Source organism: Bacillus sp. FSL R12-0074 (assembly GCF_038005725.1).
Classification (GTDB): domain Bacteria; phylum Bacillota; class Bacilli; order Bacillales; family Bacillaceae_G; genus Bacillus_A; species Bacillus_A mycoides.
The window spans coordinates 3,803,554-3,819,267 of sequence record NZ_JBBOTR010000001.1 but is presented as its reverse complement, the minus strand read 5'-3'; the positions used below and the strand labels follow the sequence as shown (position 1 = coordinate 3,819,267).

Here is a 15,714-nt window from a genome sequence, read left to right as displayed (position 1 = left end):
GTTTAAAAGGAGCGGTTTTTGAATGATGAAAGTAGTATTTATGGGGACACCGGACTTTTCTGTGCCGGTGCTTCGTCGTCTTATCGAGGACGGATATGACGTAGTTGGTGTTGTAACGCAACCTGATCGTCCAGTTGGTAGAAAAAAGGTTTTAACACCTACTCCTGTTAAAGTAGAAGCGGAGAAACATGGTATTCCAGTAGTACAGCCGTTAAAAATTCGTGAAAAAGACGAATATGAAAAAGTATTAGCACTAGAGCCAGACTTAATTGTAACAGCAGCATTTGGACAAATCGTACCGAATGAAATTTTAGAAGCGCCAAAGTATGGATGTATTAATGTCCACGCATCATTACTTCCAGAACTTCGCGGTGGTGCACCAATTCATTATGCGATCATGGAAGGTAAAGAGAAAACAGGTATTACAATTATGTATATGGTAGAAAAATTAGATGCGGGCGATATATTAACGCAAGTAGAAGTAGAAATTGAAGAGCGTGAAACAACAGGTTCATTATTTGATAAGTTAAGCGAAGCAGGAGCACACCTTTTATCTAAAACGGTTCCTTTACTAATTCAGGGTAAACTAGAACCAATTAAACAAAGTGAAGCTGAAGTGACGTTTGCATATAATATAAAACGTGAGCAAGAGATAATTGATTGGACAAAAACAGGTGAAGAAGTATACAATCACATTCGCGGATTGAATCCATGGCCAGTTGCTTATACGACTTTGGCAGGACAAGTTATTAAAGTATGGTGGGGAGAGAAGGTCTCTATTACAGAGAAAGCTGAACCAGGTACAATAGTAGCTCTTGAAGAAGATGGATTTGTTGTTGCAACAGGGAACGAGACAGGCGTTAAAATCACTGAATTGCAACCATCTGGTAAAAAGCGTATGAGTTGTTCACAATTTTTACGTGGAACAAAACCTGAAATTGGTACGAAGTTAGGAGAAAATGCATGAGACAAAATGTTCGTGAGTTAGCTCTGGATGGCTTAATTCAAGTAGAAAAAAGTGGTGCATATAGCAACTTACTTTTAAATAATTTGATTGAAAAAAATACAATTGACAGAAAAGATATTGGTTTATTAACTGAAATGGTATATGGAACAATTCAACGTCGTGACACACTAGATTATTATTTACAACCATTTTTAAGAAAAAAGGTTGAAGCGTGGGTAAGAGTGTTGCTTCGCCTATCTCTATATCAAATGCTATATTTAGACCGAGTTCCAGAAAGAGCGGCTATTCATGAAGCAGTTGAGATTGCAAAGCGTCGTGGGCATAAAGGGATTTCAGGCATGGTGAACGGAGTATTGCGTTCAATTCAGCGAGAAGGTGTACCTTCGTTAGAAGAAATCGAAAATCCAGTAGAACGTCTTGCGATTGCAACGAGTCATCCAATGTGGCTTGTACAAGAATGGGCATCCGAATATGGTTTAGAGACAGCAGAGAAAATGTGTGAAGTAAATATGTTGCCACCTGTACCAACAGCACGTGTAAATGTTGATAAAGTAACGGTAGAAGAAGCGGTTGCGTTATTAGCTGATGAGGGTATAGAAGCAAAACGTGGCGAATTGTCAGAGGATGCAATTCAAATTGAAAGAGGAAATGTCGCACATACAGAAGCGTTCAAAAAAGGTTGCCTTTCTATTCAAGATGAAAGCTCAATGCTTGTAGCACGTGCTTTAGAACCGAATAAAGGAGATACAGTTCTAGATAGTTGTGCTGCTCCTGGCGGAAAAACAACTCATATTGCAGAGCGTTTGGACGGAACTGGTAAGGTAATGTCGCTTGATTTACACGCACATAAAGTACGTTTAATTGAACAACAGGCGAAGAGACTTGGTTTAGAAAATGTAGAAACGATGGCTTTAGATGCTAGAAAAGTTCAAGAGCATTTTGCAAATGAATCTTTTGACAAAATATTAGTAGATGCACCATGTTCTGGATTTGGTGTTATTAGACGTAAACCTGATATTAAGTTAGGTAAAGATAAGGGCGATAGTGAAAGGTTATCAACGATTCAACTTGCGATACTAGAAAAAATAGCACCATTGTTAAAACAAGGTGGTCGCCTTGTTTATAGTACGTGCACAATTGAAAAAATAGAAAATGAACAAGTAATAAAGCAATTTTTACAAGAGCATCCTGAATTTGAATGGGATACTACGATAAAAGATCGCATGCCAGAAAAGTTAAATCCGTATATTGATGAAGGTCAAGTACGAATTTTACCGCATTATTTTGCAACAGATGGCTTTTATATTGCTTGTTTAAGAAAGAAGGTGTAGCATCATGGAAACGACTGTAAAAAAACAAAAGAAAAATCTAGAAACAAAGAAACCATCAATTTATTCTTTACAACTTCATGAAATGCAAGATTGGTTAAAGGAACAAGGGGAACCTAAGTTCCGTGCAGGACAAATTTTTGATTGGCTATATAAAAAACGTGTAAAAAATTATGAGGATATGTCAAACCTTGCTAAAGGATTGCGCGATAAATTGTCGAATTCCTTTGATATTACTACTTTAAACACTTTAGTAAAACAAACGTCTTCGGATGGAACGATTAAATTCCTATTCCAGTTATACGATGGATACTCTATTGAAACTGTACTAATGCGACATGAATATGGAAATTCCATTTGTGTAACAACACAGGTGGGTTGCCGCATTGGCTGTACGTTCTGTGCTTCTACACTTGGTGGGTTAAAACGAAACTTAGAGGCTGGAGAAATTGTAGCGCAAGTAGTAGAAGTTCAGCGTGCGCTTGATGAAACAGAAGAACGTGTAAGTTCTCTTGTTGTTATGGGAATTGGAGAGCCATTTGATAATTATGATAACTTAATGTCATTCTTACGCATTGTAAATCATGAAAAAGGAATTCATATTGGTGCAAGACATATGACAGTTTCAACAAGTGGAATTGTTCCAAAAATTTATAAGTTCGCTGAAGAAGATATGCAAATTAATTTTGCGATTTCATTGCATGCTGCAAATACAGAGATACGTTCAAAATTAATGCCGATCAACCGTGCTTATAAGCTACCTGATTTAATGGAAGCTGTTAAATACTATGTAAATAGAACAGGGCGTCGTATTACATTTGAATATGGCTTATTTGGAGGAGAAAATGACCAAGTTGAGCACGCTGAAGAACTTGCTGCGCTCTTAAAAGGTGTAAAATGTCATGTAAACTTAATTCCGGTAAACTACGTGCCAGAACGTGATTATGTACGTACGCCACGAGAGCAAATTTTCTTATTTGAAAAGACGCTAAAAGATCGTGGAGTGAATGTAACCATTCGCCGTGAACAAGGTCATGATATTGATGCAGCCTGCGGTCAGTTGCGTGCAAAGGAGCGCAAAGAAGAGACGAGGTGACTAGATGAAAGCCGTGTTTCTATCGGATAAAGGAAAAGTTCGTCAACATAATGAAGATAGTGCAGGAGTTTTTCGCAATTTAGATGGAAATATTTTAGCGGTAGTAGCAGATGGAATGGGAGGTCATCGAGCTGGCGATGTAGCTAGCTCGATGGCTATTCAATTATTCCATGATTATTGGAAGCAAACGCATAATATGAATGAGCCTAAAAAGGTAGAAAAGTGGTTACATACTAACGTTGGAATTATTAATGAGCGCATATATGCTTACTCTCAGCAGCATGCAGAATGTAATGGCATGGGAACAACACTTATAATAGCCATTTGTACATCGAATTTTGTGACGATAGGTCATATAGGAGATAGTCGTTGTTATATGGTATCAGAGGGGAAAATGACGCTTGTAACGGAAGATCATTCGCTTGTAAATGAACTTGTAAGACATGGCGAAATTTCAAAGGAAGATGCAGAATATCACCCGAAAAAGAATGTTTTGTTAAGAGCATTAGGAAATGAAGAAACAGTTGGATTAGATGTTAAAACATTGGTGCTTGAAGAAGATGATCAATTACTTCTTTGCTCGGATGGATTGTCTAACAAAGTTTCTATTGCTGATATGCAACAAATTTTACAATTGAATGAACAGCTCGAGGCGAAGGGAGAGCATCTCATTCAATTAGCAAATGATCGTGGTGGAGAAGATAATATTACCCTCGTTATTATTGATTATACGGATTCGACAAACGAAAGTAGGTGAAGTGCAACGTGCTGATTGGAAAACGCTTAAATGACCGTTATAAGCTGCTGAAAATGATTGGCGGTGGAGGAATGGCCAATGTATATTTAGCTCATGATGATATACTCGGCCGAGATGTAGCGGTAAAAATATTAAGACTCGACTATTCAAATAATGAAGAGTTTATTAAACGTTTCCATCGAGAAGCGCAATCTGTTACAACGTTGTCGCATCCAAATATTGTGAATATGTATGATGTTGGGGAAGAGGATGATATATATTATCTTGTAATGGAATATGTACCTGGACGAACATTGAAGCAATACATAATTGATCGAGGGATGTTACCGATAGGAGAGGCTCTTGATATAATGGAGCAGTTAACGTCCGCTATGGCACACGCCCATCATTTTGAGATTGTACATCGTGATATTAAACCACACAATATTTTGATTCGAGATGACGGAGTGGTCAAAGTAACAGACTTTGGAATTGCGACAGCTACAAGTGCAGCAACAATTACACATACAAATTCGGTGCTCGGTTCGGTGCATTATTTATCACCAGAACAAGCGCGCGGCGGTATAGCGAATAAACAATCAGATATTTATTCACTTGGGATTGTTATGTTTGAATTGTTAACAGGAAGACAACCGTTTTCTGGTGAATCTGCTGTTGCAATTGCGTTAAAACATTTACAAAATGAAATGCCATCTCCAAAAAGATGGAATGACAATATTCCACAAAGTGTTGAAAATATTATATTAAAGGCAACTGCGAAAGATCCGTTCCATCGATATCAATCTGCTAACGCGATGAAACGAGATATTGAAACAGCACTATACCCAGAACGAATAAATGAACAACCATTTTACATACCAGAAGATATGGAAGCAACGAAAGCGATTCCAATTATTCAACAAGAACAACTATTTCAAAATGTAAGTGATGAAACGATTGTATTAAAAGGAAGTAAAGTGGATGAACAAGTAAGAAAAGAAGAGACCAAATCAGGTAAGAAGAAAAAGCGAAATAATAAATGGCTGAAAGTTTTAATTACAACATTTTTACTTTTAGCGATAGGGATAACATTAGCACTTACTGTTATTCCAGGCTTCTTTATTCCGAAAGATGTGAAGGTTCCTGATGTGGCTGGTATGAAATATACGACAGCGGTAAATACATTAGTTGAAAAAGGTTTTGAAGTTACTGAACCTAATCTTGTATATACAGATGATGTTGAAGCCGGAAACGTGATAAAAACAGATCCTATAGCAGGAAGAGTAGTGAAAGAAAACTCTAAAATTACTATCTATCAATCAGGTGGGAAAAAGAAAAGTAAGATGCGTGATTTGACAGGAAAAGATTTCGAGAGTATAAGAGCTGAGTTAGAAGAAAAATATAAACAAGTTACAATAAATTATATTGAAAATGATAAGCCGAAAGGTGAAATTGTAGAGCAAATACCAACGCCTGATCAAATGGTTATAGAGACAGAACAAGAGCTGAAAATTTGGGTAAGTAAAGGACCTTATCAAATAAGACCAGGTGATTTTTCAGGATGGACTGAAAATAGTGTAAAAGGTTATTTAAATGAAAGAAAGCTTGTTTCTGATATACAAAGAGAGTATTCAGATAAGGTTGATAAAGGTCTTGTTATTTCACAGTTACCAAAGCCTGGGACACCTTTAAAAGAAGGAGATAAAGTATCGATTGTTATCTCCGATGGTCCGAAGCCTAAAGTGACGAAAACGGTAAAAGTGGATAACATTTCTATCCCATATGAAGCTTCTGCAGCAGGTGAGAAAAAGCCGCAAACAATAGAAATTTATAAAGAAGATATGCAGCAAAAAATGGATAAACCAGTTGAAACGAGAACAATTACTGAGTCAGCGATTATTTCTTTAGAATTTGTAATTCAAGAAGGTGCAAAGGGACACTATAAAATTGTCCGAGATGGAGTAACGATTATGGACAAGGAAGTACCATATCCAGCTCAATAATAGTGAATTCCATCGTCCTTATATAGAAGATGGAATTTATTACTCTTGCCTGTTATGCTGTCTACATCGTGGACTGTATAACAGGCAAAAATATATGATTCAAAAAGCTGTAAAAGTGATACTGTTGTAAATAATATTTCAAATTTGATGGTAGATTAAATATATGAACCTGGATATATATTTGGTGGGCTTTGAACTAATTGTTTAAAGAACGCTAGTCTATTCATATTTAATTGCAGTTTCATTTTATACAAAATAAAGGAGAATTATATGCCAGAAGGAAAAATTGTAAAAGCTCTAAGTGGGTTTTATTATGTGCAGAATGAGGAAGGGATTACACAATGTCGTGGGCGTGGTGTATTTAGAAAGAATAAAATTACGCCACTTGTAGGAGACCAAGTTGTTTTTCAAGCGGATAATCCGAATGAAGGTTATGTGTTAGAAGTATTTGATCGGAAAAATGAACTTGTTAGACCTCCTATTGCTAATGTTGATCAAGCTATTCTTGTTTTCTCTGCGGTAGAACCAGATTTTAATCCAGGACTGTTAGATCGATTTTTAGTATTAATTGAATATCATAACATTAAACCAATTATTTGTATTAGTAAGATGGATTTAGTAGATGAAAAAATGAGAGAAACTGTTGAATCTTATGCAAATGATTATCGTGAAATGGGTTATGATGTGTTGTTTACTTCTATAAATACATCGGAAAGTATTGATATTCTGAAACCATTCTTAGAAGGTTGTATTTCCGTCGTTGCAGGCCAATCTGGTGTTGGGAAATCTTCAATGCTAAACGTATTACGTCCAGATTTAGAATTGAAAACTAATGATATTTCTTCACATTTAGGACGTGGAAAGCATACGACAAGACACGTAGAATTAATTACAGTTGGAAGCGGACTTGTTGCGGATACACCTGGTTTTAGTTCGCTTGATTTCATAGATATAGAGGTAGAAGATCTTACATATTGTTTTCCAGAGTTGAAAGAAGCGAGCCAATACTGTAAATTTAGAGGGTGTACACACCTTGCTGAACCGAAATGTGCGGTGAAAGCTGCGGTTGAAGAAGGAAAGATTACCGAATATCGTTATAAGAATTACAAACAATTCGTAGAAGAAATTAGAGAGAGAAAGCCGAGGTATTAGTCATGATTAAAATTGCACCATCGATTTTATCAGCAGATTTTTCAAGATTAGGGGAAGAGATTAAAGATGTAGAAAAAGGCGGAGCTGACTACATTCACGTCGATGTAATGGATGGGCATTTCGTACCAAATATTACGATTGGACCATTAATTGTAGAAGCAATCCGTCCGATTACATCATTACCGTTAGATGTACATTTAATGATTGAAAATCCTGATAACTATATCCCAACTTTCGCAAAAGCGGGAGCGGATATTATTACTGTTCATGTAGAAGCGTGTCCTCATTTACATCGTACAATTCAGTTAATTAAATCTCATGACATTAAAGCAGGGGTTGTATTAAATCCGCATACTCCAGTTTCAACGATTGAGCATGTATTAGAAGATATAGACATGGTATTACTTATGACAGTAAATCCTGGATTTGGCGGGCAGAAGTTTATTCATTCTGTATTACCGAAAATCAAACAAGTTGCAGAAATGGTTAAAGAGCGAAATCTAGAAGTGGAAATTGAAGTTGATGGTGGTGTCAACGCTGAAACGGCAAGACTTTGTATTGAAGCAGGAGCGAATGTTCTTGTAGCGGGATCAGCAGTATACAATCAAAAAGACCGCGGTGAAGCAATTCGTGTAATTCGCGGATAAAGAATGAACGAACCTTTATCCTAGTGAAGCTTCTAGTTCATTAAGACTTCACTATTTATACATGTTAGAGTGGCAAATAAGGAGAAAGGCAATCTACCGAATGGCAGATTGCCTTTTTACAATAGAAGGGGAAGGAAAAATGATTATTCATATTTTAGCGGGAGGACCTGCAGAATACTGCGCAGATTTTTCGCGGTATGAAAATGAAGAAGTAGTTTGGGCGGCCGTTGATAGAGGAGTGTACCGTTTGTTGAAAAGAGGAATCACTCCGGCTGTTGCGTTTGGGGATTATGATTCAGTTACTGATGAGGAATTAGCATGGATGAGGCAGCAAACAAATGAATTACATATCGTCCCGCGAGAAAAAGATCAAACAGATTTAGAAATTGCAATTAGCTGGGCTTTAGAACAGAAACCAAAATTAATTCGTATTTTTGGTGCTACTGGTGGAAGACTTGATCATGGTTTAGCAAATATTCAGATGCTTTTAAAGGGATTAGAAGTAAATATAGAAATGTGTATTGTGGACAATAAAAATGAAATAATGGTGAAAAAGTTTGGTATGTATATAATTGAAGGAAACGAACATTTTCCATACGTATCATTTGTACCAGTTACTGAAAGGGTAGAAGGTATTACACTTCACGGTTTTAAGTATCCCCTTACTAATAAAACAATAGAGTGGGGATCGACACTTTGTATTAGTAATGAACTCGTTGAGGAAAAAGGTACTTTTTCATTCACTTCTGGCATATTAATGATGATAAGAAGCACTGATTGAAGAAACAATTTTGCTCCTTGCATCATATAGTGAACAAGTGGAGTAATGGGGATTAGGAGGGAAACCATGAGATTTTATACAATTAAGTTACCTAAATTTCTTGGTGGAATTGTTCGTGCGATGTTAAATACCTTCAAAAAAGACTAAAAAAAGCACCTATTACCGGTGCTTTTTCCAATGGTATAATAAAAAAAGAGCCTAGCGGCTCTTTTTTTTATTATTAAACACGTTCGATTTTGCCAGATTTTAATGCTCTAGCAGAAACGTAAACACGTTGAACTTTTCCGTCGATGCGTACGCGAACTTTTTGAAGGTTAGCGCCCCATTTACGTTTTGTAGCGTTCATTGCGTGAGAACGAGAGTTACCAGAACGAGCTTTTCTTCCAGTGATAGCACAAACACGAGCCATTTATATTTCCCTCCCTTAACTACCGTAACATACGTAATTTTTCAATATTAGTCTTTTATGCGATGCTAAAAACACTACTATAATTTAACACAACTAAAAAGAGAATGCAACACCGTAGGAAAAAGAAATCAAGAAAAAATACTTGACACTATATGTCAATGAAGAAAAGGTGAAATCAAGAAAAATTGCTTGACATATTATAGTGGTACATGTTGTATAATAACAATGGACTATTTTGCTCATCATAAAAAAATGTAATTTAAAACATAAAATATGAGAGTGAAAAAGAAAGAACGATGGAATTTTCTTTAAAAAGATTATATGATAGTAACTAAAGTAGTCTAGCTCACTTTCACCATTTATGAAGGGGGAAACGAGATGTCAATTGAAATTAAAACGAAGTACGGTCAAATTGATATTAGTACAGATGTAATTGCAACAATTGCTGGAGGTGCCGCAGTAGATTGCTACGGTATCGTAGGTATGGCATCAAAAAATCAGTTAAAAGATGGATTAACAGAAATTTTACGAAAAGAAAACTTCACTAGAGGCGTTATTGTTCGTAAAAATGAAGATGAAGTACATATTGATATGTATATTATTGTGAGCTATGGTACGAAAATTTCAGAAGTAGCACATAACGTGCAGACTAAAGTGAAATATACATTAGATCAAACTGTAGGACTAGCAGTAGATTCTGTAAACATCTACGTACAAGGAGTTAAAGTAATAAACTTGTAATGTGCATTAAGGAGGAAAATCTGTGTCAATTCAAAAAATTGATGGAAAACGTTTATCACAAATGATCATTCAAGGAGCCAATAATTTAACAAATAATGTTCAGCTTGTTGATGCATTAAACGTATTCCCAGTTCCAGATGGCGATACCGGTACAAACATGAACTTATCAATGACTTCAGGCGCACGTGAAGTGAAAGCAAATCCTTCGCAGCATGCTGGTAAAGTCGGTGTAAGTTTAGCCAAAGGATTATTAATGGGAGCTCGTGGTAACTCTGGGGTTATTTTATCTCAGTTATTCCGTGGTTTCTCTAAATCCATTGAACAAAAAGAAGAATTAACGACAGTTGATTTTGCTGCAGCTTTAGAAGCTGGAGTAGAGGCAGCTTACAAAGCGGTTATGAAACCAATTGAAGGAACGATTTTAACGGTTGCAAGAGAAACGGGTAAATATGCAGTGACAGTTGCGAAAAAACAGCGCGACTTTGTTTTGTTTATGGAAGACGTTGTAAAAGAAGCAAACGCATCGTTAAATCGTACGCCAGATTTATTACCTGTATTAAAACAAGTTGGCGTTGTAGATAGCGGTGGTAAAGGTCTTGTTGTTGTATATGAAGGATTTTTAGCTGACTTAAAAGGAGAAACGATTTCTTCTAATATGCCTGCCCAACCATCTATGAATGACATGGTACGTGCAGAACATCACCGTAGTGTACAAAGCCAATTGAGTACAGAAGATATTAAGTATGGATATTGTACGGAGTTCATGGTGAAATTAGAGCCTGGAAAAATGAAGGAACATAATTTCTCTGAACAAAAATTCCGTGAAGATATTAGTGTGTACGGAGATTCACTACTTGTTGTATCGGATGATGAGGTTGTAAAGGTTCATATTCATGCGGAACATCCTGGAGATCCTATGAACTATGGACAACGTTACGGTAGTCTAATTAAGATCAAAGTAGAAAATATGCGTGAACAGCATACTGCTTTATTAGATGAACCTACCATGGTACCTGAACAAACGAATCAGCCAATAGAGAAACAACCGTATGGTATTGTAACTGTAGCTATGGGATCGGGTATTAAAACTCTATTTGAGAGCATTGGTGCAACGAAAGTTATCGAAGGTGGCCAAACGATGAATCCGAGTACGGAGGATATTGTGAAGGCGATTGAAGAGGCGAATGCTGAAAAAATCATCATCTTACCAAATAACGGGAATATCGTGATGGCAGCAGAACAAGCAGCGTCAGTTGTAGAACAAGAAGTTATTGTTATTCGTTCAAAAACAGTTCCTCAAGGTATGGCTGCAATGTTAGCATTTAATCCAGTTGGAACGCTAGAAGAGAATGAAGAAAACATGAAAGAAGCTTTAGCTCATGTGAAAACAGGTCAGATTACGTATGCTGTTCGTGATACGGAAATTGACGGTGTAGCGATTCAAAAAGATGATTTCATGTGTATTGCAGATGGGAAAATTGTATCTACAAATGCTGAGAAAGTAGGAGCTGCAAAGCAATTACTAGAAGCGCTAATTGATGAAGATTCTGAAATCGTAACGATTCTACAAGGTGAAGATGCAACAGATGAAGAAGTGGCTAAATTAGTTGCGTTTGTAGAAGAGAACTTTGAAGATGCAGAAGTAGAAGTACATGCAGGGAACCAACCGGTGTATTCTTTCATCTTCTCTGTAGAATAAGAAAAGATTCGATTTGAAAATAAATGGGTTACTTACTTGCTAATGGATAAGAAATAGTGATATGAAGTTTATTACTAGTTTTTATTCAAAAGGCTAGCATATTGATGATAGAAAAGAGCCTTGCTGCTAATAGTGAGGCTCTTTTCTTACGTATTGTACAACTTTGTTTTATCCCGCTATTTGTGGGCAGTAAAACTTCCACCCCCTATATTCGGCTGGAGCAAAGAAGTTAAGTGGGAGATTAACTGCCCGTAAACGCCCACTGATTATAGTTTCACTTTATACAGAGGGATTAGAGTAGTTTCTCTTAGAATGCCTATGATAGAATATATAAGGTGAAAGAGAGCGATTACAGATGTCAATGATAATAATGGATAATCAATAGAATGAATCAAAGAAAATAATGTGACGGAGCGTGAGAATCTTGAATGAAGTTGTACAAGTTCCTGTTACGGATGTAAAGGGAATCGGAGGAGAAACATCTGAGTTGTTACACGAGATGGGAATTTATACAGTTTCTCATCTATTAGAACATTTTCCGTACCGCTATGAAGACTATGCGATGAAAGATCTTGCTGAAGTAAAGCATGACGAGCGTGTAACGGTTGAGGGGAAAATTCATAGTGCTCCTTTACTGCAATATTATGGGAAGAAGAAGTCACGTCTTACAGTTCGTGTTCTCGTCGGTCGTTATTTAATTACAGCTGTATGTTTTAATAGACCATACTATAAACAAAAGTTAAATTTAGATGAAACGGTAACGATTACTGGTAAATGGGATCAGCATCGCCAAACAATTGCTGTATCAGAACTGAATTTTGGACCGGTTGTACGACAACAAGAAGTAGAACCTGTATATTCAGTGAAAGGAAAACTGACAGTAAAACAGATGCGCCGGTTTGTTGCACAAGCATTTAAGGAGTATGGAGATTCTATAGTCGAAGTGTTACCAGATGGTTTGTTAAGTCGATATAAATTATTATCACGCTATGAAGCGCTCAGAGGGTTACATTTTCCAGTGGGACAGGAAGACTTAAAGCAAGCGCGTCGCCGTTTTGTATATGAGGAGTTTTTCTTGTTTCAGTTGAAAATGCAAACATTACGGAAAATGGAAAGGGAAAACTCGAAAGGGACGAAAAAGGAAATTTCATTAGTAGAATTGCAAGAGTTTACTGATGCACTTCCGTTTCCATTAACTGGTGCACAACGCCGGGTTGTAGATGAAATAATGAAAGATATGATATCTCCGTACCGAATGAATCGATTATTGCAAGGGGATGTAGGTTCTGGGAAAACAGTTGTTGCTGCGATTGCTCTTTATGCGGCGAAATTGGCTCATTATCAAGGTGCTTTGATGGTTCCTACAGAAATTTTAGCCGAGCAACATTATCAGTCGCTCGCGGAGACGTTTTCGCATTTCGGTATGAAGGTTGAATTGCTAACAAGTTCTGTTAAAGGTGCGAGACGTCGAGAAATTTTGTCGAGATTAGAACAGGGAGAAGTAGACATCCTTGTTGGGACGCACGCTTTAATTCAAGACGAAGTTATATTTCATAGGTTAGGTCTCGTTATTACTGATGAACAGCATCGATTTGGTGTGGCGCAGCGCCGGGTTTTACGTGAGAAAGGTGAAAGTCCAGATGTATTGTTTATGACGGCGACCCCAATCCCGCGTACGTTAGCTATCACTGCATTTGGAGAGATGGACGTTTCTATTATCGACGAAATGCCAGCTGGTAGAAAGGTAATCGAAACGTACTGGGCAAAACATGATATGTTAGATCGTGTCCTCGGCTTTGTGGAGAAAGAGATAAAAAAAGGAAGACAGGCATATGTTATTTGCCCTCTTATTGAAGAGTCTGAGAAGCTTGATGTACAAAATGCTATCGACTTACATAGTATGCTGACTCATCATTATCAAGGGAAATGCCAAGTTGGATTAATGCATGGGAGACTATCATCTCAAGAAAAAGAAGAGATAATGGGACAGTTTAGTGAAAATAAAGTGCAAATTCTTGTGTCGACAACAGTTGTTGAAGTAGGCGTGAATGTACCAAATGCGACTGTTATGGTTATTTATGACGCGGAACGTTTCGGTTTATCACAGCTCCATCAGCTAAGGGGGCGTGTTGGGCGTGGTAGTGAACAATCATATTGTTTATTAATTGCGGACCCGAAATCAGAAACGGGAAAAGAAAGAATGCGCATTATGACTGAAACAAATGATGGATTTGTATTGTCAGAAAAAGATTTAGAGTTACGAGGTCCTGGGGATTTCTTTGGAAGTAAGCAAAGTGGTCTACCAGAATTTAAGGTTGCTGATATGGTACATGATTATCGGGCGTTAGAAACAGCAAGACAAGATGCAGCGATACTAGTTGATTCAGAAGCGTTTTGGCATAATGATCAGTATGCTTCGCTGCGTACTTATCTTGATGGGACAGGTGTGTTCCAGGGAGAGAAGCTCGATTAAAAGTAGTCTGCAAAAGTTTTTGTTGCATTCTACTTTTAATGATTATATACTACTTTTAGTACCTAGTCATAAAAATGGATGGTGCGGTATGAAAAAAAGAAGAAGTAAAAAAGAAAGACAAGAATTATTACAACAAACAATAGAAACGAATCCTTTTATAACGGATGAAGATTTAGCGGAAAAATTTCAAGTGAGCATACAAACTGTTCGTCTTGATCGTATGGAATTATCTATTCCTGAATTAAGAGAACGAATTAAGCATGTGGCTACAAAACAACATGAAGAAGATGTGAAATCTTTACCGTTAGAAGAGGTTGTCGGAGAAATTATTGATATAGAATTAGATAGACATGCGATTTCTATCTTTGAAGTAAAGGTAGAACATGTATTTAAAAGAAATCAAATTGCTCGTGGGCATCATTTGTTTGCACAAGCAAACTCACTAGCTGTTGCGGTTATTGATGAAGAATTAGCTTTAACTGCAAAGTCCACCATTCGATATATTCGTCCTGTAAAATTAGGAGAGCGTGTTGTTGCAAAAGTACGTGTTGAAGATGTAGAGAATGATAAAGGACGGACGGTTGTCAAAGTGCGTAGTTTTGTTGGAGAAGAACTTGTCTTTACAGGCACTTTTGAAATGTATCGATCTAGTAATTATAGTGAGGAAGGTAACAACTTATGAAAATCGCAATAGATGCAATGGGCGGCGATCATGCACCAAAGGCTGTAGTATTAGGAGCAATGAAAGCTATTAAGGAATACTCAGATTTACATATTACGTTAGTAGGGAAAGAAGAGGGAATTCGTCAATATTTAACGAGTGAAGAGCGAATTACTATACTTCATACGGACGAAAAAATTGAATCGACAGACGAACCAGTAAGAGCGGTTCGTCGAAAAAAACAAGCTTCAATGGTACTAGCGGCGCAGCAAGTAAAAGACGGCGTAGCGGATGCTTGTATATCAGCAGGTAGTACAGGAGCTTTGATGGCAGCTGGATTGTTTGTTGTTGGTCGTATGGAAGGAATTGAACGACCAGCTTTATCACCTACAATGCCAACTGTTGATGGAGAAGGTTTTGTTATGTTAGATGTTGGAGCCAACGTTGATGCAAAACCAATTCATTTATATCAATATGCAGTAATGGGCTCTGTTTACGCAGAGAAGGTAAGAGGAATTAAAAATCCACGCGTTGGACTTTTAAACGTTGGAACAGAGGATGGTAAAGGAAACGAGCTTTCAAAACAAGTCTTTGCTATGCTCAAGGATGCACCAATTAATTTCGTTGGAAACGTTGAATCAAGAGATTTATTGCAAGGTGTAGCAGATGTTGTTGTATGTGATGGTTTTACGGGTAATGTAGCGCTAAAATCATTAGAAGGAACAGCACTTGCGTTATTCTCTATGTTAAAAGAACAATTAATGAGTTCGTTTACGAGCAAATTAGCAGCAGCGGTATTAAAACCAAAACTTATGGTATTGAAAGATAAAATGGATTATTCGGAGTATGGGGGAGCGGCGTTGTTTGGATTGAAAGCTCCTGTCATTAAGGCTCACGGTTCTTCTAATGACCAATCGATATTTAGTGCGATTCGTCAAACGAGAGAAATGGTAGCGAAAGAAGTAATTCCTACAATTTCAAGTGTAATGGAGAAGGAGCCGCTTCAATAAGAGGAGGATTT

15 protein-coding genes are annotated in these 15,714 nt (G+C 37.1%); 14 read left to right on the top strand and 1 reads right to left on the bottom strand.

Going from position 1 to position 15,714, the window contains the following annotated elements:
- The first annotated feature begins 22 nt into the window (after positions 1–22).
- The 9 genes from fmt (at position 23) to spoVM (ending at position 8,857) form a co-directional block, all read left to right on the top strand.
- Positions 23–967 carry a methionyl-tRNA formyltransferase gene (gene fmt, locus NSS97_RS19710; RefSeq protein ID WP_002014498.1) on the top strand — a complete coding sequence of 315 codons (945 nt, stop codon included), beginning with the start codon at positions 23–25 and terminating at the stop codon, positions 965–967.
- Positions 964–2,298 carry a 16S rRNA (cytosine(967)-C(5))-methyltransferase RsmB gene (gene rsmB, locus NSS97_RS19705; protein WP_107886424.1) on the top strand — a complete coding sequence of 445 codons (1,335 nt, stop codon included), beginning with the start codon at positions 964–966 and terminating at the stop codon, positions 2,296–2,298. Before fmt ends, rsmB begins: the two co-directional genes overlap by 4 nt.
- A gap of 4 nt (positions 2,299–2,302) precedes the next feature.
- Positions 2,303–3,391: a 23S rRNA (adenine(2503)-C(2))-methyltransferase RlmN gene (gene rlmN, locus NSS97_RS19700; protein ID WP_002014500.1), complete on the top strand. Its 1,089-nt coding sequence runs from the start codon at positions 2,303–2,305 to the stop codon at positions 3,389–3,391.
- Positions 3,392–3,395: 4 nt separating this feature from the next.
- Positions 3,396–4,148 carry a Stp1/IreP family PP2C-type Ser/Thr phosphatase gene (locus NSS97_RS19695; protein WP_002066780.1) on the top strand — a complete coding sequence of 251 codons (753 nt, stop codon included), beginning with the start codon at positions 3,396–3,398 and terminating at the stop codon, positions 4,146–4,148.
- Between the two features lie 8 nt (positions 4,149–4,156).
- Complete coding sequence (gene pknB, locus NSS97_RS19690; protein ID WP_107886425.1) at positions 4,157–6,130, top strand: Stk1 family PASTA domain-containing Ser/Thr kinase; 1,974 nt, start codon at positions 4,157–4,159, stop codon at positions 6,128–6,130.
- Positions 6,131–6,400: 270 nt separating this feature from the next.
- The gene (rsgA, locus tag NSS97_RS19685) at positions 6,401–7,282 is read left to right on the top strand and encodes a ribosome small subunit-dependent GTPase A (RefSeq protein WP_002014503.1); all 882 of its coding nucleotides are present in this window, start codon (positions 6,401–6,403) and stop codon (positions 7,280–7,282) included.
- Positions 7,283–7,284: 2 nt separating this feature from the next.
- Positions 7,285–7,929: a ribulose-phosphate 3-epimerase gene (gene rpe / locus NSS97_RS19680; protein ID WP_002014505.1), complete on the top strand. Its 645-nt coding sequence runs from the start codon at positions 7,285–7,287 to the stop codon at positions 7,927–7,929.
- A 100-nt stretch (positions 7,930–8,029) separates the two neighbouring features.
- Positions 8,030–8,710, top strand: a complete 681-nt coding sequence (locus tag NSS97_RS19675; RefSeq protein WP_002014506.1) for a thiamine diphosphokinase — start codon at positions 8,030–8,032, stop codon at positions 8,708–8,710.
- A gap of 66 nt (positions 8,711–8,776) precedes the next feature.
- The gene (gene spoVM / locus NSS97_RS19670; RefSeq protein WP_001213599.1) at positions 8,777–8,857 is read left to right on the top strand and encodes a stage V sporulation protein SpoVM; all 81 of its coding nucleotides are present in this window, start codon (positions 8,777–8,779) and stop codon (positions 8,855–8,857) included.
- Between the two features lie 73 nt (positions 8,858–8,930).
- Here spoVM and rpmB read toward each other — a convergent pair whose 3' ends face one another.
- Positions 8,931–9,119 carry a 50S ribosomal protein L28 gene (gene rpmB / locus NSS97_RS19665; protein WP_000124776.1) on the bottom strand — a complete coding sequence of 63 codons (189 nt, stop codon included), beginning with the start codon at positions 9,117–9,119 and terminating at the stop codon, positions 8,931–8,933.
- A 378-nt stretch (positions 9,120–9,497) separates the two neighbouring features.
- Between rpmB and NSS97_RS19660 the strand changes: the two genes are divergently transcribed.
- From NSS97_RS19660 to plsX, 5 genes are all read left to right on the top strand, one after another.
- Positions 9,498–9,860 (top strand): Asp23/Gls24 family envelope stress response protein, encoded by a 363-nt coding sequence (locus tag NSS97_RS19660; RefSeq protein WP_002014507.1) that lies wholly within the window; start codon positions 9,498–9,500, stop codon positions 9,858–9,860.
- A gap of 22 nt (positions 9,861–9,882) precedes the next feature.
- Complete coding sequence (locus NSS97_RS19655) at positions 9,883–11,559, top strand: DAK2 domain-containing protein (RefSeq protein WP_002066784.1); 1,677 nt, start codon at positions 9,883–9,885, stop codon at positions 11,557–11,559.
- Between the two features lie 424 nt (positions 11,560–11,983).
- Entirely contained in the window at positions 11,984–14,032 is a 2,049-nt protein-coding gene (gene recG / locus NSS97_RS19650; RefSeq protein WP_016100712.1) for an ATP-dependent DNA helicase RecG, read from the top strand.
- A gap of 88 nt (positions 14,033–14,120) precedes the next feature.
- Positions 14,121–14,714 (top strand): transcription factor FapR, encoded by a 594-nt coding sequence (gene fapR / locus NSS97_RS19645; protein WP_000747354.1) that lies wholly within the window; start codon positions 14,121–14,123, stop codon positions 14,712–14,714.
- Positions 14,711–15,703 carry a phosphate acyltransferase PlsX gene (plsX, locus tag NSS97_RS19640; RefSeq protein WP_002128828.1) on the top strand — a complete coding sequence of 331 codons (993 nt, stop codon included), beginning with the start codon at positions 14,711–14,713 and terminating at the stop codon, positions 15,701–15,703. The genes fapR and plsX overlap by 4 nt, the downstream gene beginning before the upstream one ends.
- The last annotated feature ends 11 nt before the right edge of the window (positions 15,704–15,714 follow it).